The 21,712-nt window shown below is 65.5% G+C and carries 17 protein-coding genes; 10 read left to right on the forward strand and 7 right to left on the reverse strand.

The window, feature by feature from the left end; translation table 11 throughout:
- Positions 1–279: 279 nt before the first annotated feature.
- The 5 genes from proV to D3F03_RS07500 all read left to right on the forward strand — a co-directional run bounded on the left by proV (position 280) and on the right by D3F03_RS07500 (position 7,257).
- Entirely contained in the window at positions 280–1,530 is a 1,251-nt protein-coding gene (gene proV / locus D3F03_RS07480) for a glycine betaine/L-proline ABC transporter ATP-binding protein ProV (RefSeq protein WP_119108774.1), read from the forward strand.
- A gap of 10 nt (positions 1,531–1,540) precedes the next feature.
- A complete protein-coding gene (proW, locus tag D3F03_RS07485) occupies positions 1,541–2,815 on the forward strand; it encodes a glycine betaine/L-proline ABC transporter permease ProW (RefSeq protein WP_245960539.1) in 1,275 nt (424 codons plus the stop codon).
- A 37-nt stretch (positions 2,816–2,852) separates the two neighbouring features.
- On the forward strand, positions 2,853–3,869 hold the full coding sequence (gene proX / locus D3F03_RS07490; RefSeq protein WP_119108775.1) for a glycine betaine/L-proline ABC transporter substrate-binding protein ProX: 1,017 nt from the start codon (positions 2,853–2,855) through the stop codon (positions 3,867–3,869).
- A 255-nt stretch (positions 3,870–4,124) separates the two neighbouring features.
- Positions 4,125–5,327 (forward strand): ammonium transporter, encoded by a 1,203-nt coding sequence (locus tag D3F03_RS07495; protein ID WP_119108776.1) that lies wholly within the window; start codon positions 4,125–4,127, stop codon positions 5,325–5,327.
- Between the two features lie 130 nt (positions 5,328–5,457).
- Positions 5,458–7,257 carry a phospholipase D family protein gene (locus D3F03_RS07500; protein WP_119108777.1) on the forward strand — a complete coding sequence of 600 codons (1,800 nt, stop codon included), beginning with the start codon at positions 5,458–5,460 and terminating at the stop codon, positions 7,255–7,257.
- A 4-nt stretch (positions 7,258–7,261) separates the two neighbouring features.
- On the opposite strand, the gene D3F03_RS07505 is transcribed toward D3F03_RS07500, so the two are convergent.
- The 7 genes from D3F03_RS07505 to D3F03_RS07535 form a co-directional block, all read right to left on the reverse strand.
- Complete coding sequence (locus D3F03_RS07505) at positions 7,262–8,203, reverse strand: tRNA dihydrouridine synthase (RefSeq protein WP_119109438.1); 942 nt, start codon at positions 8,201–8,203, stop codon at positions 7,262–7,264.
- A gap of 109 nt (positions 8,204–8,312) precedes the next feature.
- A complete protein-coding gene (locus D3F03_RS07510) occupies positions 8,313–9,503 on the reverse strand; it encodes a methyltransferase (protein ID WP_119108778.1) in 1,191 nt (396 codons plus the stop codon).
- Positions 9,504–9,545: 42 nt separating this feature from the next.
- Positions 9,546–10,067, reverse strand: a complete 522-nt coding sequence (locus tag D3F03_RS07515; protein WP_119109439.1) for a GNAT family N-acetyltransferase — start codon at positions 10,065–10,067, stop codon at positions 9,546–9,548.
- Between the two features lie 128 nt (positions 10,068–10,195).
- Complete coding sequence (locus D3F03_RS07520) at positions 10,196–11,635, reverse strand: coniferyl aldehyde dehydrogenase (protein WP_119108779.1); 1,440 nt, start codon at positions 11,633–11,635, stop codon at positions 10,196–10,198.
- 47 nt (positions 11,636–11,682) lie between these two features.
- Positions 11,683–12,045, reverse strand: coding sequence for a hypothetical protein (locus D3F03_RS07525; RefSeq protein ID WP_245960540.1), 363 nt, complete (start codon positions 12,043–12,045; stop codon positions 11,683–11,685).
- A gap of 99 nt (positions 12,046–12,144) precedes the next feature.
- Positions 12,145–14,763, reverse strand: coding sequence for an ATP-dependent chaperone ClpB (clpB, locus tag D3F03_RS07530; protein WP_119108781.1), 2,619 nt, complete (start codon positions 14,761–14,763; stop codon positions 12,145–12,147).
- A gap of 200 nt (positions 14,764–14,963) precedes the next feature.
- Positions 14,964–15,689: a GntR family transcriptional regulator gene (locus D3F03_RS07535; protein WP_119108782.1), complete on the reverse strand. Its 726-nt coding sequence runs from the start codon at positions 15,687–15,689 to the stop codon at positions 14,964–14,966.
- Positions 15,690–15,802: 113 nt separating this feature from the next.
- Between D3F03_RS07535 and dctP the strand changes: the two genes are divergently transcribed.
- From dctP to D3F03_RS07560, 5 genes are read left to right on the forward strand one after another with little or no spacing between them, the layout of a single operon-like run.
- Positions 15,803–16,807, forward strand: coding sequence for a TRAP transporter substrate-binding protein DctP (gene dctP, locus D3F03_RS07540; RefSeq protein ID WP_119108783.1), 1,005 nt, complete (start codon positions 15,803–15,805; stop codon positions 16,805–16,807).
- Positions 16,797–17,357: a TRAP transporter small permease subunit gene (locus D3F03_RS07545; protein WP_199665428.1), complete on the forward strand. Its 561-nt coding sequence runs from the start codon at positions 16,797–16,799 to the stop codon at positions 17,355–17,357. The genes dctP and D3F03_RS07545 overlap by 11 nt, the downstream gene beginning before the upstream one ends.
- Positions 17,358–17,373: 16 nt before the next feature.
- Entirely contained in the window at positions 17,374–18,681 is a 1,308-nt protein-coding gene (locus tag D3F03_RS07550; protein ID WP_119108784.1) for a TRAP transporter large permease, read from the forward strand.
- 16 nt (positions 18,682–18,697) lie between these two features.
- Positions 18,698–19,981, forward strand: a complete 1,284-nt coding sequence (locus tag D3F03_RS07555) for a malonyl-CoA decarboxylase (RefSeq protein WP_119108785.1) — start codon at positions 18,698–18,700, stop codon at positions 19,979–19,981.
- A 26-nt stretch (positions 19,982–20,007) separates the two neighbouring features.
- The gene (locus tag D3F03_RS07560) at positions 20,008–21,540 is read left to right on the forward strand and encodes a malonate--CoA ligase (protein WP_119108786.1); all 1,533 of its coding nucleotides are present in this window, start codon (positions 20,008–20,010) and stop codon (positions 21,538–21,540) included.
- Positions 21,541–21,712 lie beyond the last annotated feature (172 nt).

A 21,712-nucleotide genomic window follows, 5' to 3' on the forward strand; every position in this document is an offset into this window, starting at 1 on the left:
TTTGTATAATTTACGGGTGTTTTAAAACCTGTTTTACGGGTAATCCCGACCTGACGCCCTCCGGGCACAAGGTTTTTGAAAGAAAGCACGCCAACAGCGTGCTTTTTCTTTTTCCGGCCATCCCTTTGGATAGTCCGGACCTCTCTGCTCTGCCAACAAAACCCTGCCAGCGGTGGGGCGGCAGTGCACTTTGCTGGCCATGCTGCGCATTGGCCCCATAACCCAGCCCAGTCCGCTTCAAGCGGGCTATGCGGGGTTCCGACACGAGGAGATCCCACCATGGCCAAACAAGTCACCATTGAGCACGCCTTCAAGGTATTTGGCGATTCACCGCAGGCTGCTCTGGAGCTGGTGCGCCAGGGCTGCAGCAAGGCGGAGATCCTTGCGCGCACCGGCCAGTCGATTGGCGTATTCGATGCGCATTTCACCATTGAGCCAGGCGAGATTTTCGTCGTCATGGGGCTGTCGGGTTCCGGCAAATCAACGCTGGTGCGCATGCTCAACCGCTTGATCGAGCCCACCGCCGGCCGCATCCTGGTCGATGGCGTGGACATGGCCAAGCTTTCGGACGCAGCTCTGCGCGCCCTGCGCCGCAAGGACATCAGCATGGTGTTCCAGTCGTTTGCGCTGATGCCGCACATGACGGTGCAGGACAACACCGCGCTCGGTCTGGAGCTGGCCGGCGTAGCACGCGAAGAGCGCCAAAGCCAGGCCGCGCAGGCGCTGGAGCTGGTGGGCCTGGCCGGCTGGGGCGCAAGCTACCCCGACGAGCTCTCGGGTGGCATGCAGCAGCGCGTCGGACTGGCACGCGCGCTCGCTTCCGACCCGTCGATTTTGCTGATGGACGAGGCGTTTTCAGCCCTCGACCCCATCATCCGCACCGAGATGCAGAGTGAGCTGCTGCGCCTGCAGGAGATTCGCCGCCGCACCATCGTTTTCATCTCGCACGATCTGGACGAAGCCATGCGCATTGGCGACCGCATCGCCATCATGAAAGACGGCCATGTGGTGCAGGTGGGCACGCCCGACGAAATCCTGCGCGCCCCGGCCAACGACTACGTGCGCAGCTTTGTGCGCGGAGTGGACGCGGCCGCAGTGTTCAAAGCTGGCGACATCGTGCGCAAACCGCTCACCATCGTCTCCGAGCATACCGACCGCGGCTCGCGCGCCGCGCTCAAGCTCATCGAGAACGACGACCGCGACTTTGCCTACATCGTGAATCCCAAAGGCCGCTACCTGGGGACAGTATCGGCCGAATCGCTGCGCGATGCGCTCGACGGCCACCGAGGGCCACTTGGATTGCAGCACGCGTTTCTCTCCAACCTGCAACCGATTGCCGCGGAGGCTCCAGTGGCCGACTTGTTTGGCCAGGTCGCCCATGCGCCCTGCGCCGTGCCGGTGCTGCAGGAAGGCGGTCGCCTGGCAGGTGTGATCAGCAAGACCACGCTGCTCAAATTTCTCGACCGTGACACCCCGCACATTGAAGCGCCAGCCGCTTCGAGCGCGCAAGTTGCCGCTGTGGCGGTCTGAAGGACACCCCATGAACGCATCCACAGTTACCGTACTGCTGGCGCAAGCAGCGCAAGACACCCCTCTCGCACCGCCAACGGACACCAACCCCTGGGCGAATGCCAGCGATGCCGCAGCCGCAATGCCCTCCCCCTGGGACACTGCCGCAGCGCCTGCAGCCACGGCATCCACACCCCCTGGCGCCGATGCCTGGGGAGTGACCACGGCAACACCCGACCCGGCAGCCGCCAGCGGCTGGCTGGACGCCCCCGCCAACACGGCAGACGCACTGGCATCACAGGCCAGCGCCGCAGGCCACCACACCGGTTTTGCACTGCACCAGCTCTGGGATGGCTCCTTGCCCATTGAGGCCTGGATCAACCACGCCCTGGCCTGGGTGGTGCAGAATTTTCGGCCGTTCTTTCAGACCGTGCGCGTGCCCATCGACGGCACGCTCAACTGTGTGGAGAGCCTGCTGACCAGCATTCCTTCGCTGGCCATGATTGCCCTCCTCGGCGTGCTCGCCTGGCAGTTTGCCGGGCGCTTGATTGCCATCGGCGCCGTGGTCTCGCTGCTGATCGTGGCCATGCTGGGCATCTGGCCCGAGGCCATGGTGACGCTCTCGCTGGTGCTCACCTCGCTGGTGTTTTGCGTCGTCATCGGGCTGCCGCTGGGCATCCTGCTGGCTTCGAGCGATCAGGCGCAGCGCATCATGCGGCCCTTCCTGGACGCCATGCAGACCACGCCGGCCTTTGTCTACCTGGTGCCGGTGGTGATGCTGTTTGGCATTGGCAACGTGCCGGGCGTCATCGTCACCATCGTCTTTGCCCTGCCGCCGCTGGTGCGCCTGACCAACCTGGGCATCCGCCAGGTGCGGCCCGACCTGATCGAGGCGGCGCGTGCCTATGGCGCTTCGCCGATGCAGATGCTGCTCAAGGTGCAATTGCCGTTGGCCATGCCTTCCGTCATGGCCGGCATCAACCAGTCGCTGATGCTGTCCCTTTCCATGGTGGTGATCGCTTCCATGATCGCCGTCGGCGGCCTGGGCCAGATGGTGCTGCGCGGTATTGGCCGCCTCGACATGGGCCTGGCCACTGTCGGCGGCCTGGGCATCGTGCTGCTGGCCATCACGCTTGACCGCATCACCCAGGCCATGGGCCAGCCGCGCCGCGGTGTGCGCCACTGGTGGCAGACCGGCCCGGCAGGACTGGTGCTGCGCCTGGTGCGCCCTGCCAAGTCCACACCAGCACCTGCCGCCACAGATCCACAGACCGAGCTCACCTACTCTTCATCCGCACGCGGGTGACGACCTCCCCTGTTTTTTCACCCGCAAGGAGACATCTATGCATACCCAAGCTTTCAAAGCCCATCGCCTGGTCGCTGCCGCAGCGCTCGCCTTCGGCCTGGCTGGCACCGCCGTAGCAACCGAATCCATGCCCGGCAAGGGCATCGAGGTCCAGCCGCTCAAGAGCTCGATCGCCGAGGAAACCTTCCAGACCGAGCTGGTCATGAAGGCACTGGAAAAGTTGGGCTACGACGTGAAGCCCATCAAGGAAGTGGAATACCCCACGGCCCACATCGCCATTGCCAATGGGGACGCCACCTTCATGGCCGACCACTGGAACCCCATGCACGCCGATTTCTACAAGAACGCCGGCGGCGATGCCAAGCTCTCGCGCAAGGGCGTGTACTCGGACCATGCGGCCCAGGGCTACTTGATCGACAAGAAGACGGCCGACAAATACCACATCACCAACATCGCGCAATTCAAAGATCCGAAAATCGCCAAGCTGTTTGACGCCGACGGCGACGGCAAGGCCGACCTGACCGGCTGCAATCCGGGCTGGGGCTGCGAAGCCGTGATCGAGCACCAGCTCACCGCCTTCAAGTTGCGGGACACCGTCACGCACCAGCAGGGCAGCTACTCGGCGCTGATTGCCGACACCATCACCCGCTTCAAGGCTGGCAAGCCAGTGTTCTATTACACCTGGACGCCCTACTGGGTGAGCGCGCAGCTCAAGCCCGGCAAGGACGTGGTCTGGCTGGAGGTACCGTTCTCCTCGCTGCCCGGTGCGCAAGCGAACCTCGACACCAAACTGCCCAATGGCAAGAACTATGGTTTCGTGGTGAACAAGCAGCAGATCGTGGCCAACAAGGCCTTTGTGGAGAAGAACCCCGCCGCCGGCAAATTGTTTGAAGCGATGAAGCTGTCGATCAACGACATCAACGCGCAGAACAACCGCATGGCCCAGGGCGAAAACACCGCCGCCGACATCGACCGCCACACCGAGGGTTGGATCAAGGCACACCAGAAGACGTTTGACAGCTGGCTGGCACAAGCACGTGCAGCAGCAAAATAAGGAAAAACTGCTCTTAGCGCTTATGCGGTAAGCACTAAAAGCTATTTTTTCGATAGCAATGCCGGCGCCCCGCAAGGGTGCCTGCCTTTTTGCCCCAGGGTCGTGCGGGCGCGCACACCGGTGGTGCATGTGCGTTCGATTGCGGTGCAGATCCGGCGCCCAAAGGCTGCTCCAGCCTGGCGCATTTTTTGCTCAAAAGTGTGCATGGCGCCTTTTTGGCGCCGTGTTTCCCCACTTGCCGCACCAAAGGACTCCATGGACGCCACACGCCAGGGCACTGACACCCTTTTCCTTCTGCTGGGCGCCGTCATGGTGCTGGCCATGCACGCAGGCTTTGCTTTTCTGGAACTGGGAACGGTGCGGAAAAAGAACCAGGTGAATGCGCTGGTGAAAATTCTGGTCGATTTCTCGGTCTCTACCGTGGTCTATTTTCTGGTCGGCTACGGCGTCGCCTACGGCAAGCACTTTTTCGTGGGCGCCGACCAACTGGCGCAGCAAAGCGGCTTCGGCCTGGTGCGGTTTTTCTTCCTGCTCACCTTTGCGGCGGCCATCCCCGCCATCATCTCGGGTGGCATTGCAGAGCGCGCACGGTTCTGGCCGCAACTGATCGCAACCGCTGCCATCGTCGGGTTTGTCTACCCGTTCTTCGAGGGCATCGCCTGGAACGGCCACTTGGGCATTCAGGCCTGGATCGCCCGCGTCAGCGGCGCCGAGTTCCACGATTTTGCCGGCTCCGTTGTGGTGCACGCCGTCGGCGGCTGGATTGCACTGCCGGCCGTGCTGCTGCTGGGCTCGCGCGCCAACCGCTACCGCAAGGACGGCGGGATCTCGGCCCACCCTCCGTCGAACATTCCGTTTCTGGCCCTGGGCGCCTGGATTCTCATCGTCGGCTGGTTTGGCTTCAACGTGATGAGCGCGCAGCAGCTCGACAAAATCTCCGGCCTCGTGGCGGTCAATTCCCTGATGGCCATGGTGGGCGGCACACTGGCCGCACTGGCCATGGGCAAGAACGACCCCGGTTTTGTGCACAACGGGCCCCTGGCCGGCCTGGTGGCCGTGTGCGCGGGCTCGGACGTCATGCACCCCCTGGGCGCGCTGGTGGTGGGCGCCGTGGCCGGGGTGGTATTTGTCTCGATGTTCACGCTCACGCAGAACCGCTGGAAGATCGACGACGTGCTGGGCGTGTGGCCGCTGCACGGCCTGTGCGGCACCTGGGGCGGCATTGCGGCCGGCATCTTCGGCAGCAAGGCGCTGGGTGGTCTGGGCGGTGTGGCTCTGGGCGCGCAGCTGCTGGGCACGGGCCTGGGCGTGGTCTGGGCGCTGATGGGCGGGGCGGTGGTGTACGGCGTGCTCAAGGCGACGATGGGCCTGCGCCTGACGCGCGAACAGGAGTTCGACGGGGCCGACCTGTCGATCCACCGCATCAGCTCCACGCCGGACCGCGAAGCGAGCTGGTAGGCGGGCGCCGCGCTGCGTCCGGCGCGGCGTCTGACGCGTGAACACCGGCCCACCGGCTACGCTTGCACCGGGTTGCGCGGGCCGAAGGCCTGAAACCGGTGTTTCGCCGGCGCCGCGTGCCGCCAACGCCATGACGCTTCGCTCCCACCTCGCCAGCCTTGGCCTGCTCTGCTTGCTCAGCGCATGCTCGGGTCTGCCTGAAAACGTTGCGCGACCGGTCTCGCACGCACTGGCCACGCCTGCCGCGACCTCACTGAGCACCAGCGTACAGCAACAGCGCCAACAGGCGCAGGCCCGCAGCAGCTCGGGCTTTCGCTTGCTCAACGGCCCGGACGACGCCTACGGCAGCCGCCTGGCGCTGGCCGAAGCGGCGGAAAAGACACTCGACCTGCAGTACTACGCCATCCATGCCGACGCCAGCACGGCGCGCCTGCTGCGCGCTGTGGTGAAGGCGGCGCGGCGCGGGGTGCGCGTGCGCGTGCTGCTGGACGACTTTCACAGCACCGGGCGCGACGCGCAGGTGATGCGCCTGGCCTTCGAGCCCAACATCGAGATGCGCATGTTCAACCCGGTGGCCGGACCGCGCGCGTCGAAGGTGGGCCGCATCTTCAGTGCCGTGATGGACTTTTCGCGTGCCCAGCAGCGCATGCACAACAAGCTGTTCATCGCCGACAACGCCATGGGCGTGGCGGGCGGGCGCAACCTGGGCGACGCGTATTTCGGCAACGCCGAGGTGGGCAATTTCGTCGATCTCGACGTACTGGCCGCCGGCCCCATCGTGGCCGACCTCTCGCGCAGCTTCGACACCTACTGGAACAACCAGCGCGCCTACCCGGTGGCTTCGCTCATCAGCAAGAAGGAACTGCTGCAGATGCGCGAGCAGGTTCGCGCCGAGGACGCCGCCCAGGCCGACGACCCCGCGGACGATGCCACACAGGCGCAGGCCCAGACGGTGAAGCAGGCGAAAACGGCAAGAGCGACAGAGGCGCCGGCTTCGGCGGCCACGCCGACCGCCAGGACCGTGACCAAGCAGGACGTTAAAGAGGTCCAGAAGCGCCACGCCGAACAGTTCGAGGCGATGGACCTGGCGCACGCCCACTTTGTCTGGGCGCCGGCCGTGGTGCTGGCCGACGAGCCGGCCAAAATCGCCGCGGAAAGCAGTCCGGGCCCAGCGCCCCGCGAAGGCGCTGCGCCCACCAGGCAGCCCCCACCGGCTGCGGGCAACGCCGATGGCGAATCCAATACTCCTGTGGCGCAGCAGGCCACCAGGCCATCCGAACTCCAGGGTGAAACGGTGGTGGACGGCCTGCTGCAGCTCATGGGCCAGGCAAAGCGCGAACTGCTCATCGTCTCGCCCTACTTCGTGCCGGGCAAACGCATCATGCAGGCCTTCCAGGATGCGCGTGCGCGCGGCGTGCGGGTGCGGGTGCTGACCAATTCACTGGCCTCCAACGACGCACCGATTGCACATGCCGGCTACATGGGCCACCGAAAGGCGCTGCTCGATTTGGGCGTCGAGCTCTACGAGATGCGCAGCGAGCAGGGAGAGCTGCGCAATGCCCGGAGCCTCTTGGGCTCGGGCAGCGGCGTCACGGGCAGCTCCCGCGCCATGCTGCACTCCAAGTTTCTCGTCATGGACGGCCAGTTGCTGGCCATTGGCTCGATGAACCTGGACTTGCGCTCGGAGCTGCAAAACACCGAAATCGCCTTGCTGATCCGCAGCCGCAAGCTCTCAGCCGTGGCCAGCAAGCAGATTGAAACCGGCATGCGTGACCTGGCCTGGCATGTGGAGCAAGACGCGCAGGGTCTGATCTGGCACGCACCCGCAGGCAGCGATCTGGAGGACACGCGTTCGGAGCCCGACACCAGCTTCCCGCTGCGCTTGCTGATCAACCTGCTTGGCCCCTTGGCGCCCGATCACCTGCTGTGAAACCTCACTTGCGCGCCACGTCGGCCATGTGCACCAGCGCCGCGCCCACAGCGGTTTGTTCGGTGAGCACGCGCACCGTGTCGTAGGCCTGCTGGGCCTCGGGGTAGCGCCGGCGCAGCAAATTGAGCCACTGCTTGAGCCGCCCGGCGCGCTGGCGCGGTTCGAGCTGGGCGCAAACCAGCTCCCAGAATTCGAGCAGATGCGGCACCAGCGCGCTCCAGGGCAGAGAGGCGGGGGCTGCACCGCTTTCATGCGCGCGCAGTGCCAGCGCCAGGCCCGGATCGGCCACCATGCCCCGCCCCAGCATCAGCGCCTCGCAGCCCGAGGCATCGCGGCAGCGAACAGCATCCGCCACCGTCCAGATTTCACCATTGGCCACCACCGGCACGCGCACCGCCGCGCGGATGGCGGGAATCCGCTCCCAGTACGCGGGCGGGCGGTAACCGTCCTGCTTGGTGCGCGCGTGCACGACGATCTCGCAGGCGCCAGCGTCCGCCATGGCCTGCGCACAGGCGACGGAGAGCGCCGCATCGTCGTAGCCCAGACGCATCTTGCAAGAGACCGGCATGGCCGCCGGCACGGCGCGGCGCACCGCTGCCACCACCTCGGCAATGCGCTCAGGTTCGCGCAGCAGCGAGGCGCCGCCGCCGTGGCGGTTGACCACCCGGGCCGGGCAGCCGAAATTGAGGTCGATGCCCTCGGGGCCGAGCGCCGCCAGGGCGGCGGCGTTGTCCGCCATGCTCACCGGGTCGGAGCCCAACAACTGCGCGCGCACCGGCGTGCCCGCCAGCGTGCGGCCGCCGTGGTGCAGCTCCGGCAGGTAGCGATAAAAGACTTTGTCGGGCAGCAGCGTGCCGGTGACGCGAATGAACTCGGAGACGCAGCGGTCCACGCCGCCCACGCGGGTCAGAATGTCGCGCAGCACAAAATCGAGCAGCCCCTCCATCGGGGCCAGCAGCAGCAAAGGCGGGGTTGCGGCAGACACGAAATTTAGTGCCAAATTGGTCTCTAGCGCTTATCCAGTAAGCGTTAGCAGCTACAAATTCAGGAGTTCTTCATTCGGCGACCGCCAGCCGCCAGAGCGAAGTCACCTCGGCCGAGCGCGCCGCATACAGGGCGTCGCTCGCGTCCTGCGCCTTGGCGTGGTGCGGGCGCACATCGCTGCGGCCCAGCACCTGCAGGCCGGCGGCGGCGACCCAGCCCAGCAACGCCTCGCGCGAGCGCAGGCCCAGGTGCTCCGCCAGGTCCGACAGCAGCAGCCAGGCTTCGCCGCCCGGCGTGAGGTGGTCCGCCAAGCCCGTCAGAAAACCGCGCAGCATCTGGCTGCCTTCGTCGTAGATGGCGTGCTCCAGCGGCGACGCGGGGCGCGCGGGCAGCCAGGGCGGGTTGCAGACGATGAGCGGCGCGCGGCCGGGTGGGAACAGATCGGCGCTGTGCAGCTCCACCTGTTTGGTCAGGCCCAGGCGCTGCAGGTTGTCTTTTGCGCAGGCAAGCGCCCGTGGTGCGTTTTCGGTGGCCACGACCCGCTTGACGCCCCGGCGCACCAGCAAGGCGGCCAGCACCCCGGTGCCGGTGCCAATGTCAAAGGCCAGCGACGTATCGTCAGGCAAGGGCTGCTGGGCCACCAGGTCCAGGTATTCGCCCCGAATCGGCGAAAACACGCCGTAGTGCGGGTGAATGCGGTTGCCCGGCACCTCGCCCAGCACGGGGATCTCGACGCCCGTTTTGCGCCATTCGTGTGCGCCCACGACGCCCAGCAGCTCGCGCAGCGAGGTGACGGTGGGCTCACCGGTGGCAGGGCCCCAGGCCTCGGCAATGGCAGCACGCCAGTCGGGTGCACGGCGCAGGGCGATCGAATAGTCGGGCTCCAGGGCGATCAGCAGCGTGCCCAGGGTGCGCGCGCGCTGCGACTGCGCCTGGCGGTGCAGGTTGAAACGCTCTTGCGGGCTGGCGGCCGCCGCCTTCGCTGCCGCACGGGCCGCCGCTTTGGCAGGCTTGTTGTCCGCGCGGCGTGCCAGTGCCTGCAGCAGTTGGCGGGCGTTTTGGAAGTCGCCCCGCCACAGCATCCCCGTGCCGGCGCACGCCAGGCGGTAGGCGCTGTCGGCGCTCAGGGTGTCGTCCGCCAGCTCCACACGGCGCGGCGCGCTCACCCCGGCCTCACTGTGCCAGGAGGCACTGGCAGCCACTCCCTTGGAAGTGGTCCACGCAATGGTGGGGGCGGCGTCGCTGGCAGAAGCAGGGGTCATTAAAAGAAAGATCTCGGTGAACAGAAGGAAATCAGCCGGCCATCAGCCAGCAATGGCGCGCTTGAGCCGCACTTCCTCGATCTTCACGCTGCCGACCACGGCCGTCTTGGCGGTGGACATTTCGCGCTTGAAGCCGGCGAGTTCGTGAAAGCGGATGGCGCGCTCGTTGCGCAGCGGTACCCAGGCGGTGACGTTGGTGCAGCCCTCTTCCTGCAGGCCGTCGCGGGCGGCGTCCCACAGTGCCAGGCCCACGCCCTTGTCCCAGTGCGAGGGAGCGGCATAGATGGCCCAGATTTCGCCGGTGGTCGGGCGCGATTTTTCGTCACGCGAACGGTCGTAGCCGACAAAGCCGATCACCTTTTCGTCCTCAACCGCCACCTGCACCTGCGGCTCGCAGTACTCAATGGCTTCGCGCCAATAGGCTTGGCGCTTTTCCACCGAGAGGGACTTGAGCTGCTCGTCGGGAACGATGCCCTGGTAGGCCTGTTGCGCGGCGATGGTATGGATTTGCGCGATGGCTTTGGCATCGCGAAGCGTGGCGGGACGAACCTGAATACTGGACATGAAAAAACCAACCGAAACGGACAACGGAAATTGAAAAAGGAGCGGCATTGTCGCCGCAAACGGGTTTTCCCTCCCCAGCGTGGGCCTGCGCGCGCCAGGGTCACACGCCCGCTGTTCCTCCGAAACGCCTAAATGATGCGGCGCAACAACTTGAGCGTGCTGTCAAGCCGCGCGCCATACGGTGGGTAGAACACCGAGCCGAGCGACCAGCGCGACTGGATCAGCACCGACTTCTGGTGGCAAAAGCGCAGGAAGCCCTGCTCCCCGTGGTAGGCGCCCCAGCCGCTGTCGCCCACGCCGCCAAACGGCAGGTTGTCGTGGGCAATGTGCATCAGCGTGTCGTTCACGGTGACGCCGCCGCTCACGGTGCGCGCCAGCACGCCGTCGCGCACGCTGTCGCTGTTGCCGAACCAGTAGAGCGCCAATGGGCGCGGGCCGGCGTTGATATGGGCGACGGCGTCGTCGAGCCGGTCGTACGAGATCACGGGCAGGATGGGGCCGAAGATTTCTTCCTGCATCAGCTGCATGGCCGAGGTGGCGCCCAGCACCAGCACGGGCGCCATCTGGCGGCTGGTGGCGCCGTCGAGCACGGCCGAGGCGGGCGCCACGGATTGGCCCGGCGCCGGGTCCATGGACAGCACCTGCGCGCCCTGCGTCTGCGCCTGCTGCAGCATGGTGCGCAGACGGGCGAGGTGGCGCGGGCTGATGATCGAGGCGTAATCCTTGTTGCCGGCAATCGTCGGGAACAGCTTGGCCACCGCGGCCTTGTAGGCGTCGGCAAAAGCGCTTTCGCTGCCGCGCGGCACCAGCACGTAATCGGGCGCAATGCAGGTCTGGCCGGCGTTCAGCAGCTTGCCGTGGGCGATCTTGAGGGCGGCGTCTTCGAGCCGGCAATCCGCATCGATGATGCAGGGCGACTTGCCGCCGAGTTCGAGCGTGGTGGGGGTCAGGTTGGCGGCGGCCGCCTGCGCCACCTTGCGGCCCACGGCCGTGGAGCCGGTGAACACCAGGTGGTCAAACGGCAGCGCGGCAAAGGCGCTGGCCACGGCCGCGTCGCCCTGCACCACGCAGACCTCATCGGGCGTGAAGAACTGGGCCAGCAGGCGATCGAGCTGCGCCGACGTGTGCGGCGTGAGCTCGCTGGGCTTGATCATCACCCGGTTGCCGGCGGCCAGCGCCGTGATGGCCGGCGCCAGGGCCAGTTGAATGGGGTAGTTCCAGGGCGAGATAACACCCACCACGCCGAGCGGCTGGCGCTCGATGCGGGCGCTCGCCGGCAGCAGGTACAGCGGCGTGCGCACCTTTTGCGGCCGGCTCCAGCGCGCCAGGTGCTTGAGCGTGTGGCCAATGAGGGTGTGCAGCACGAACATGTCGGCCACTTCGGTCAGGCGCTGCGAGCGCACGCCGAAATCGGCCTCGACCGCCGCCGCCAGCGTGCCGCTGTGTTCGTCCAGGAGTTTGCGCATGCGCAGCAGGCGCTCGCGGCGCACCACCAGGGGCACGGCCACATGCTCGCGGCTGGCTTGGTACTGGGTGTCGAACAGGGCGCGCAGGTCGGTGGAAGTCATCGTTGCATCATAGTGGCGGGGCTTTGCCGCTGCTTAGGGGAAACGCCTCAATCGTCTTTAGGCGCACGCGGCGGGCGCGGCTGCACATCGGTGACCTCGTCGGTGCCGGGCAGCGGGCGCATCAAGGGGCCGGCGGCACCCGTTTGCGGCGGTGTCGGCGGCTGTTCGGGTTCGGCCGTTGCCTGGCCCTGCCGGCGCCAGGCGCCGCGGCTTGCTGCTGCGCGCCAGGCGCTGCGCGGGTCGACGCCCATCACCCAGGGAACCACCGGCCGGCCCGTGATGCGCGCCCACAATGCACGCAGGCCCCACAAAGCGGCCAACAGCAGCACGGCGGTCAGCAGACTAAGAAACACCACCAGCCCGGCCACAAGGACCACGGCGCGCAGCAGCCAGCTGGCAAGTCGGTTCAACACTTGGTCCAAAACGGCTTTCGGTAAATTTTTATAAAATATTAGCAAAAACGGCCGCTAGCGCTTATGCAGTAAGCGCTAGAAGCTATCTTTTTAATATCACTTCGGCGCGCCGTCCGCTTGCGACTTCCCGCTGAAATGGAACACCCCCGGCGCCAGCACCGGATCGACATCGACGGCAATCACGCTCTTGGGCAGGAACTTGCCTTCCAGCAAGAGCTTGGAGAGCGGGTTCTCAATGCGCTGCTGGATGGCGCGCTTGAGCGGCCGCGCGCCAAACACCGGGTCGAACCCCACCTTGGCGAGCTCGGCAATGGCCGTCTCGGACACCTGCAGTTCCAGCTCCATCTTCGCCAGCCGCGCCTGCAGAATTTGCAGTTGAATGCGCGCGATGGCCTCGATGTGCGCTGCGTCGAGCGCGTGGAACACCACCGTCTCGTCGATGCGGTTGAGGAATTCGGGTCGGAAATGGTTCTTGAGTTCCCCCCAGACCGCCTCCTTGATGTCGTCCGAATCCTGCCCAACCATCGCCTGGATCAGGTGCGAGCCGATGTTGCTGGTCATCACGATCACCGTGTTCTTGAAGTCCACGGTGCGGCCCTGGCCATCGGTCAGGCGGCCATCGTCCAGCACCTGCAGCAGCACGTTGAACACATCCGGGTGCGCCTTTTCCACCTCGTCGAGCAGCAGCACCGCGTACGGTTTGCGGCGCACGGCTTCGGTGAGGTAGCCGCCTTCTTCGTAGCCCACATAGCCGGGCGGCGCGCCGATCAGGCGGGCCACCGAGTGCTTCTCCATGAATTCGCTCATGTCGATGCGAACCAGATGGTCTTCGCTGTCGAACAGGAAGCCTGCCAGTGCCTTGCACAGCTCGGTCTTGCCGACGCCCGTGGGGCCGAGGAACAGAAAACTGCCCGTGGGGCGGTTCGGGTCCGAGAGGCCCGAGCGGGAGCGGCGGATGGCGTTGGCCACGGCGGCAATCGCCTCGTCCTGGCCCACCACGCGCTCGTGCAGCTTGGTTTCCATCAAAAGCAGCTTGTCGCGCTCGCCCTGCATCATCTTGGAGACCGGAATTCCGGTGGCGCGGCTCACCACTTCGGCGATTTCCTCGGCGCCCACCTGGGTGCGCAGCAGCCGGTTGGGCGTATGGGCACCCGCGCCGGATTCCTTGTCCTGCGCTTCCTTGAGCTGCTTTTCCAGCTCGGGGAGCCTGCCGTATTGCAGCTCGGCCACCTTGTTGAAGTCGCCCTTGCGCTTGAGCTCTTCGATTTGCAGCTTGACGTGCTCCAGCTCTTCGCGCACCTGCTGGCTGCCCTGGGCCTGGGCCTTCTCCGACTGCCAGATTTCGTCCAGATCGGCGATTTCCTTTTGCAAGGACGTGATCTCTTCCTCGATCAGGCCAAAGCGCTTCTGCGAAGCCTCGTCCTTCTCCTTCTTCACGGCTTCGCGCTCGATCTGCAACTGGATCAGGCGCCGGTCGAGCTTGTCCATCACCTCGGGCTTGGAGTCGATCTCGATCTTGATCTTGGCCGCCGCTTCGTCGATCAGGTCAATCGCCTTGTCGGGCAGGAAGCGGTCGGTGATGTAGCGGTTCGACAGCTCGGCAGCAGCCACGATGGCCGGGTCGGTGATCTCCACGCCGTGGTGCAGCTCGTAGCGCTCCTGCAGGCCGCGCAGGATGGCAATGGTCGCTTCCACCGTGGGCTCGCCGACGATGATTTTCTGAAAGCGGCGTTCCAGCGCAGCGTCTTTCTCAATGTACTTGCGGTATTCGTCCAGCGTGGTCGCGCCCACGCAGTGCAGCTCGCCGCGCGCCAGGGCGGGCTTGAGCATGTTGCCCGCGTCCATCGCGCCCTCGGCCTTGCCGGCGCCCACCATGGTGTGCAGCTCGTCGATGAAGACGATGGTTTGCCCTTCGTCCTTGGCAAGTTCGTTCAGCACGGCCTTGAGGCGCTCCTCGAACTCGCCGCGGAACTTGGCGCCCGCCAACAGCGCCGCCATGTCGAGCGAGAGCACGCGCTTGCCCTTGAGCGAATCGGGCACCTCGCCGGCGACGATGCGCTGCGCCAGGCCTTCGACGATGGCCGTCTTGCCGACGCCGGGCTCGCCGATCAGCACCGGGTTGTTCTTGGTGCGCCGCTGCAGCACCTGGATGGCGCGGCGGATTTCGTCGTCGCGGCCAATCACCGGATCGAGCTTGCCGGCGCGAGCGCGCTCGGTCAGGTCGATGCAGTATTTCTTCAGCGCTTCGCGCTGGCCTTCGCCTTCGGCGCTGTCCATTTTTTGGCCGCCGCGCACGGCATCGATCGCCGACTCCAGGCTTTTGCGCGACAGGCCGTTTTCCTTGGCAATGCGGGCCGCATCGCCCTTGCTATCGAGCAGCGCGAGCAGAAACAGTTCGCTGGCAATGAAGTTGTCGCCGCGCTTGATGGCTTCTTTCTCGGTCGCCTGCAGCACGCGGCCGAGCTCGGGGCCGCCCTGGACCTGGTCCTGCCCCGTCACCTGCGGCAGGCGCTTGACGGCAGCCTCGGCCGCCGCCAGCAGGCCGGGCACATTGGCGCCGGCACGCTCGAGGAGCGCACGCGGGCCATCGTCCTGGCGCAGCATGGCGACCAGCAGGTGCACGGGTTCGATGTAGGCGTTGTCGTGCCCCAGCGCAAGCGATTGCGCATCGGAGAGGGCTTCCTGAAATTTGGTGGTGAGTTTGTCGAGACGCATGGGTGTGTTCCTCCAGATTGCTGGGCACGTGGGGCGGAGTCGAACGTATTTCAAGCTGTCCACGCACCGAGGGCTTGCGCCACGTCATGCTTTGTGCAAGCCAGGAGGGCGCGCACTCACTACCAATTCAATAGCTGCCAGCGCTTTACAGCATTGCGCCAGAACCCATTTAGGCCCTATTTTTTTCAGGGCAGCGGCTGTCAGGTGCCCGGCGCGGTCGCCGCTGCACTCCAGGCCAGAGGCGCGGGGGTCTTCAGCGCCGTGCTGGCGAGCGACAACAAGTCGTTAAAGCGCTGCCCCTGGACCAGCACATGCTGGCGCGCGGTCTGGGCCGCGGCCTCGCCGTCGCCTCTTTGCAAGGCGGCCACGATTTCACGGTGTTCCTGCAGCGACTGGCCCATGCGGTTGCGCAGTTGCAGTTGCAGGCGGCGGTAGGGCTTGAGCCGGTTCTTCAGCGCCAGCGTCTGCTGCACCAGGAAAGCGTTGCCGCAGGCTTGGTAAATGCGCTGGTGGAAGTGCTCGTTGGCGTAGTAGTACGCGTTGATGTCCTGGGTTTCGCACTGCGTTGCACATTCCGCCAGCGCGGCTTCAATCTCGTGCAGCACGCCGGCCGTCGCACGCCGTGCCGCCAGGCGCGCGCACAGGGCTTCGAGCTCCGCCATGACCTCGAACATCTCGATCAGCTCGGCAATGCCGATCTGCGCCACGAACGTGCCACGCTTGGGCTGCACGGCGACCAGGCCACTGGCTTCGAGCTGTTGCAAGGCTTCGCGCACCGGCGTGCGCGAGACGCCGAAACGCGCCATCAACTCCTCGATCTGCAGCTGCTCGCCGGGGCGCATGCGCCCATTCACGATGTCGTCCTCCAACTGGTCACGCACCTGCTGGACGCGGCTTCGGGTCTGGGAGACGGAAAGGGTGGACATGGGGGCTTGCGGCGGCGGTGCTGGGGTAATTCCTAGGCGTATCGTCAGGATGATACATATAACATGACGAAAATTTTATACAACAAACCGCCGCAAGGCAGTGGAGACACACCATGACCAAGCCCTTTTTTCGCCCTTTGACCCACGCCCTGGCGGCGGCGGCCCTCGTACTGGCAAGCGGAGCACAGGCCGAGACGGTTCTCAAGCTGTCGCACCAGTTCCCGGGCGGCAAGGGCGACGTGCGCGACGAAATGGTGCAGATGATGGCGCGCGACGTGGCGGCGGCCAAGGTGGACATGGTCATCAAGGTCTTCCCCGGCTCCAGCCTGGTCAAACCCCAGGAGCAATGGAAAGCCATGCTCACGGGCCAGATCGACATGGCCTCGTTCCCGCTCGACTACGCCTCGGGCTTTCACCCGCAGTTCGGCGCCACGCTGATGCCAGGCCTGGTCAAGAGCCACGCGCACGCCCGGCGCATCAACGACTCGGATTTCATGAAGGACATCAAGGCCGTCATCGAACAGGGCGGCGTCAAGGTGCTGGCCGACGCCTGGCTGGCCGGTGCTTTTGCCAGCAAAGACCAATGCATTCGCAAGCCCGACGACGCCAAAGGCCTGAAAGTGCGCTCGGCGGGCGCCACGTTCTCGCAGATGTGGGCGGGCGCAGGGGCCTCGGTGGTGGCCATTCCGTCGAGCGAGGTCTACAACGCGCTGCAGCAGGGCGTGATCTCCGCCACCGACACCTCCACCGGCAGCTTCGTCTCCTTCCGCCTGTACGAACAGGTCAAGTGCATCACCGCGCCGGGCGACAACGGCCTGTGGTTCATGTACGAGCCGGTGCTCATTTCGCTGAAAAGCTGGAACAAGCTGAACGACGCGCAGAAGAAGGCGCTGATGGCGGCGTCGAAAAAGGCAGAGGACTATTTCGAGGGCGAGTCGAAAAAGATGGACGACAAGATGGTCGAGACCTTCAAGGCCAACAAGGTCGAGGTCGTCACCATGACCGAGGCCGAGGCCGACGCCTGGCGCGCCGTCGCCCAGAAAACTTCGTACAAGAACTTTGCCGAGAAGGTGCCCGGCGGCAAAGAGCTGATCGAGAAGGCGCTGAGTGTCAAGTAACGCGTCCGCACCCAGGGGCTCCACCGCGCCGGCGCCCTTGTGGGTCACCGCGGTGGGCGGGGCTTCGCGTCTGTTCGGTGTGGCGGCCGCGGGCATGATCCTGCTCTCGGTCATCGTGGTGTGCCAGATGGTGTTCGTGCGCACGGTACTGCACCAGTCCTCCGTGTGGCAGACCGAGTTCGTGATGTATTTGATCGTGGCCGCTACCTTCATCGGCGCGCCCTACATCCTGCTCACGCAAGGCCACGTCGCGGTCGATGTGCTGCCGCTGATGGCAGGCACGCCCATGCGCCGCGTGCTGCACATCCTAGGCACGCTGATCGCGCTGGTTTTTTGCGGTTTTTTCCTCTACGCCGCGGTGCCCTGGTGGTACGAAACCTGGGTTTCGGGCCAGACCACCTCATCGATCTGGCGGGCGCGGGTCTGGATACCGTACCTCTCCGTGCCCGTCGGCCTCGCCCTGCTCTGCCTGCAGCTGCTCGCCGAGCTGTGGATGGTGCTGACGCAGCGCGCCCACCCCTTCGGCCTCTCGCCCGAAGACGTGCTTTGAACCCCGCGGAGACCTCATGAGCGCACTCACCATTGGGCTGCTGATTTTTGTCGTCACCGTGCTGGTGCTCGCCACGGGCATTCCGATTGCGTTCGGCCTGGGCGCAGTCGCCCTGCTGTTCATGGTCGCGTTCGATGGCTGGAGCAGCATCAACTTCGTGCCCGAGACCATTTTTGCCGGCCTGAGCGACTTCACGCTGGTGTCGCTGCCGATGTTCATCATCATGGGGGCGGCGGTCGCAAGTTCACGCGCTGGCAGCGATCTGTACGAAGCGCTGTCGCGCTGGCTGCACCGCATTCCGGGCTCGCTGGTGATCTCGAACATCGGTGCCTGCGCGCTGTTCTCGGCGCTGACGGGGTCGTCCCCCGCCACCTGCGCGGCCATTGGCAAGATGGGCATCCCCGAAATGCGCAAGCGCGGCTACGACGCCGATCTGGCCACGGGCGCCATTGCCGCCGGAGGCACGCTGGGCATCCTGATTCCGCCCAGCATCACCATGATCCTCTACGGCATCGCGTCGGAAACCTCGATCGGCCGGCTGTTTCTCGCGGGCGTCCTGCCTGGGTTGCTGCTGACCGGCCTGTTCATGGCCTGGGCGCTGTTCCTCAGCTGGAAGCGCGGCACGGTGCTGGTCGATGCCAACCGCGTCTACAGCCTGAAGGAGAAGTTCGAACTGGTCCCCCGGCTGCTGCCTCTCATGGCCGTCATCGTTGGCGTGGTGTACGCGCTGTATGGCGGCATCGCCACGCCCTCGGAGGCCGCTGGCGTGGGCGCTGCGCTGTGCCTGGCCATGGTGATCGTGATCTACCGCGTGTGGCGGCCCATGGACCTGTGGTCCATCCTGCGCGATGGGCTGCGCGAGTCGGGCATGCTGATGCTGATCATGGGCACCTCGATCCTGTTCGGCTACATGATGTCTTCGCTGCAGGTCACGCAGTCGGTGGCGCAGGCGATCGGCGAGATGCACGCCAACCGCTGGCTCATCCTTGCCGCCGTCAATCTGCTGCTGCTGGTCGCCGGCATGTTTTTGCCTCCGGCCGCCATCATCCTGATGACCACGCCCATCCTCATGCCGGTGATCACCGCGGCGGGGTTTGATCCGATCTGGTTTGGCGTGGTGCTCACCATCAACATGGAGCTGGGCCTGATCACGCCGCCGGTGGGCCTGAATCTCTTCGTCATCAACGGCATCACGCCCGATGTGCGCCTGCCCACCATCCTCAAAGGAGCGTTCCCGTTCATGCTGTGCATGGTGGTGGCCATCCTGATCCTGTGCGTGGTGCCCGAAATTGCCACCTGGCTGCCCAAAGCACTGATGGGGTAAGGAGGACTGAAAACCTATGCTCGAACAATTGCTGCGACTCGCCCAGAAAGCGCGCACGGACCACGCCATCAAGCCCTTGGTCGAGGCGTGCCGCCGGCTGCTTTCAGAGCGGGGCCAGGCCAATGTGTACGACCTGGCCCTGCAAGTCATTGAAGGCTACCGGGCGCTACCACCCGCGCGGCGCGAGGCTTTTTTCGCGGCGCTTGCCACCGGCTTTGCTCCGGCCCCCGATGCCGTGCTCAACGCTGCCACGCAGTATGCGAAGGCGCCGACGGCCGAACACCTGGCCGCCCTCACGGCGGTGGTCGAGCCGCCGCGCCAGGAGCTGCTGCGCCGCGTCAATCGCGCCCCGGGCGGCACCGCGATGCTGCTGTCCATGCGCAACGATTTGCTTGCGCTGCGCAAAAGCAACCCCGAGCTGGCGGCGGTGGATGCCGATTTTCTGCACCTGCTCAGCTCCTGGTTCAACCCCGGCTTCCTGCGGCTCGAACGCGTGGACTGGCAATCGAGCGCTGCGCTGCTGGAAAAGCTGATTCAGCACGAGGCAGTGCACGCCATCGCCGGCTGGGACGACTTGCGCCGCCGCGTGCAGACCGACCGCCGGTGCTATGCGTTCTTCCACCCCCAGTTGGCCGGCGAGCCCTTGATTTTCGTGGAGGTCGCCCTGGTCAGCGAGATGGCCGACGCCATTGCGCCGCTGATCGCCGCGCAGCCCGACGCACCGCTGCCCGCCAACGCCAGAACCGCGGTGTTCTATTCCATCAGCAACTGCCAACCAGGGCTGCGCGGCGTGTCGCTGGGCAACTTTTTAATCAAAAAGGTGGTGGACCAGTTGCGCCTCGAACTGCCCCAGCTCAAAACCTTCTGCACCCTCTCGCCGGTGCCAGGTCTGGCGCATTGGCTGGCGAAAGCACCGCCCGCTGAGGACCCCTGGGTCGGTGCGCGCGCACGCGCGGTAGACTGGATCGCGCAGCATGGCACGCCAACGGCCGAAAGCCTGGAGCAGATGGACAAAGCCCTGCAGGCCGACTTTGCCAGCCTGTGCGCGCACTACCTGGTCCACGCATCGCATGCACCCCTGGCCGATCCGGTCGCGCGCTTTCATCTGGACAACGGCGCCCGCCTGGAGCGCATCAATTTCGCCGCCGACCTCTCTCGCAAAGGCCTCAAGCAATCGTTCGGACTGATGGTGAACTACCTCTACGAAGTCACCGAGCTGGAGGCGCGCCACGAGCAGTTTGCGCAGCAAAAGGTCAGCTACTCCTCCACCGTCAAGCGGTTGCTCAAACCCGCCGCTTGATTTCCACAGAACCGCCTCCCACAGCCATGCCTTCACACAACCTCTACGCCCTGTTCCGCAACGCCTTTGGCAAACACCTGGAGCGCACCGCCATCCAGACCGACGATGGCGCGCGCTACAGCTTCGCCGATCTGGACCAGCAATCGGCCCGCATGGCCTGCTGGCTGGAAAGCCTGGGCGTCGCCCCTGGCGAGCGCGTGGTGGTGCAGGTGGAAAAATCCGTGCCAGCGCTCATTTTTTACCTCGCCTGCCTGCGCGCGGGCGTGGTCTATGTGCCGCTCAACACGGCCTACCAAGCGGCCGAACTGAGCTACTTTCTTGAAAGCGCCGAGCCCCGCCTGTTCGTGGTGGACCCGGCCAAGGCGCAAGCCCTGGGCGAACTGGCGGCGCGCCTGAACGTGCCCCATGTGGCGACGCTGGGGGCCGACGGCCAAGGCACGCTGATCGACGCAGCGCAGAGCCAGGGCACCGACCACGCCATCCGCGACGTGCCAGCCGACGCCGTCGCCGCCATTCTCTACACCAGCGGCACCACGGGCCGCAGCAAGGGCGCACAGCTCACACACCGCAACCTCAGCTCCAACGCGCAGACGCTGCACGCGCTGTGGGGCTGGGAGCCGGGCGATGTGCTCATCCATGCCCTGCCGATCTTCCATGTGCACGGCCTGTTCGTTGCCGTGCATTGCGCGCTGCTCAACGCCAGCACCATGCTCTGGATGAGCAAGTTCAAACCCCAGCAGGCGCTGGAATGGTTTGCACAGGCCACCGTGTTCATGGGCGTTCCCACCCTCTACGTCCGGCTGCTGCAGGAGGCCGCACTCACACCCGAGCGCTGTGCGCACATGCGCTTGTTCATCAGCGGGTCGGCGCCGCTGCTCGTCGATACCTTCCGCGAGTGGCAGGAACGCACCGGCCACACCATCCTGGAACGCTACGGCATGAGCGAAACCTCGATGCTCACGTCCAACCCCTACCACGAGGCCGATGGACCGCGCATAGCCGGCACCGTGGGTCGCCCATTACCTGGCGTAGAGCTGCGCTGCATGAACCAGGAGCAGCACCCCTGCGCCGTGGGCGAAGTCGGGGGAATCGAGGTGCGCGGCCCGAACGTGTTTCCGGGCTATTGGCGCATGCCCGAAGCCACTGCCAAGGAATTCACCAGCGACGGCTGGTTCCGCACGGGCGACGTGGGCCAGGTGGACGCCAACGGCTACGTCACCATCGTCGGCCGCAGCAAGGATCTCATCATCACCGGCGGCTACAACGTCTACCCGGCCGAGGTCGAGAGTTACCTCAACGAGATCGACGGCGTGGTCGAATCGGCCGTGATCGGCTGCCCGCACCGCGACTTCGGCGAAGGCGTGGTGGCGGTGGTGGTGCCTCAGCCCGGAGCGCGGCTGAACGCCGAACACCTTATCGAAGCCGTCAAGGCCCAGATTGCCGGGTTCAAGGTGCCCAAGCGGCTGTTCTTCGTCAAGGAATTGCCGCGCAATGTGATGGGGAAAGTGCAGAAAAAGGCGCTGCGCGAGACCTATGCGCATATTTTCGATGGCCAGTGAGGCGTTGAAGAACGCTCTTTATCAGAAGCCCCCTCCAGGGGCCGCTTGTAGCCCACCCAGGCATTGAAGTGGCCTTGGGCATTGCGTTTTGTACCCTTGTTGCAGGGCTGGGCATATCGGCCGGCGCTTGCCGAGGTGTTTGCAGCAACTGCACCGGGATGCGGCTGCGCGG

This window comes from Simplicispira hankyongi (genome assembly GCF_003570885.1).
GTDB lineage: Bacteria > Pseudomonadota > Gammaproteobacteria > Burkholderiales > Burkholderiaceae_C > Simplicispira > Simplicispira hankyongi.

Excerpts from the sequence above, each read along its gene's own strand:
- proV (WP_119108774.1), top strand. The coding sequence starts at position 280 with ATGGCCAAACAAGTCACCATTGAGCACGCCTTCAAGGTATTTGGCGAT.
- proW (WP_245960539.1), top strand. The coding sequence starts at position 1,541 with ATGAACGCATCCACAGTTACCGTACTGCTGGCGCAAGCAGCGCAAGAC.
- proX (WP_119108775.1), top strand. The coding sequence starts at position 2,853 with ATGCATACCCAAGCTTTCAAAGCCCATCGCCTGGTCGCTGCCGCAGCG.
- D3F03_RS07495 (WP_119108776.1), top strand. The coding sequence starts at position 4,125 with ATGGACGCCACACGCCAGGGCACTGACACCCTTTTCCTTCTGCTGGGC.
- D3F03_RS07500 (WP_119108777.1), top strand. The coding sequence starts at position 5,458 with ATGACGCTTCGCTCCCACCTCGCCAGCCTTGGCCTGCTCTGCTTGCTC.
- D3F03_RS07505 (WP_119109438.1), bottom strand. The coding sequence starts at position 8,203 with ATGGAGGGGCTGCTCGATTTTGTGCTGCGCGACATTCTGACCCGCGTG.
- D3F03_RS07510 (WP_119108778.1), bottom strand. The coding sequence starts at position 9,503 with ATGACCCCTGCTTCTGCCAGCGACGCCGCCCCCACCATTGCGTGGACC.
- D3F03_RS07515 (WP_119109439.1), bottom strand. The coding sequence starts at position 10,067 with ATGTCCAGTATTCAGGTTCGTCCCGCCACGCTTCGCGATGCCAAAGCC.
- D3F03_RS07520 (WP_119108779.1), bottom strand. The coding sequence starts at position 11,635 with ATGACTTCCACCGACCTGCGCGCCCTGTTCGACACCCAGTACCAAGCC.
- clpB (WP_119108781.1), bottom strand. The coding sequence starts at position 14,763 with ATGCGTCTCGACAAACTCACCACCAAATTTCAGGAAGCCCTCTCCGAT.
- D3F03_RS07535 (WP_119108782.1), bottom strand. The coding sequence starts at position 15,689 with ATGTCCACCCTTTCCGTCTCCCAGACCCGAAGCCGCGTCCAGCAGGTG.
- dctP (WP_119108783.1), top strand. The coding sequence starts at position 15,803 with ATGACCAAGCCCTTTTTTCGCCCTTTGACCCACGCCCTGGCGGCGGCG.
- D3F03_RS07550 (WP_119108784.1), top strand. The coding sequence starts at position 17,374 with ATGAGCGCACTCACCATTGGGCTGCTGATTTTTGTCGTCACCGTGCTG.
- D3F03_RS07555 (WP_119108785.1), top strand. The coding sequence starts at position 18,698 with ATGCTCGAACAATTGCTGCGACTCGCCCAGAAAGCGCGCACGGACCAC.
- D3F03_RS07560 (WP_119108786.1), top strand. The coding sequence starts at position 20,008 with ATGCCTTCACACAACCTCTACGCCCTGTTCCGCAACGCCTTTGGCAAA.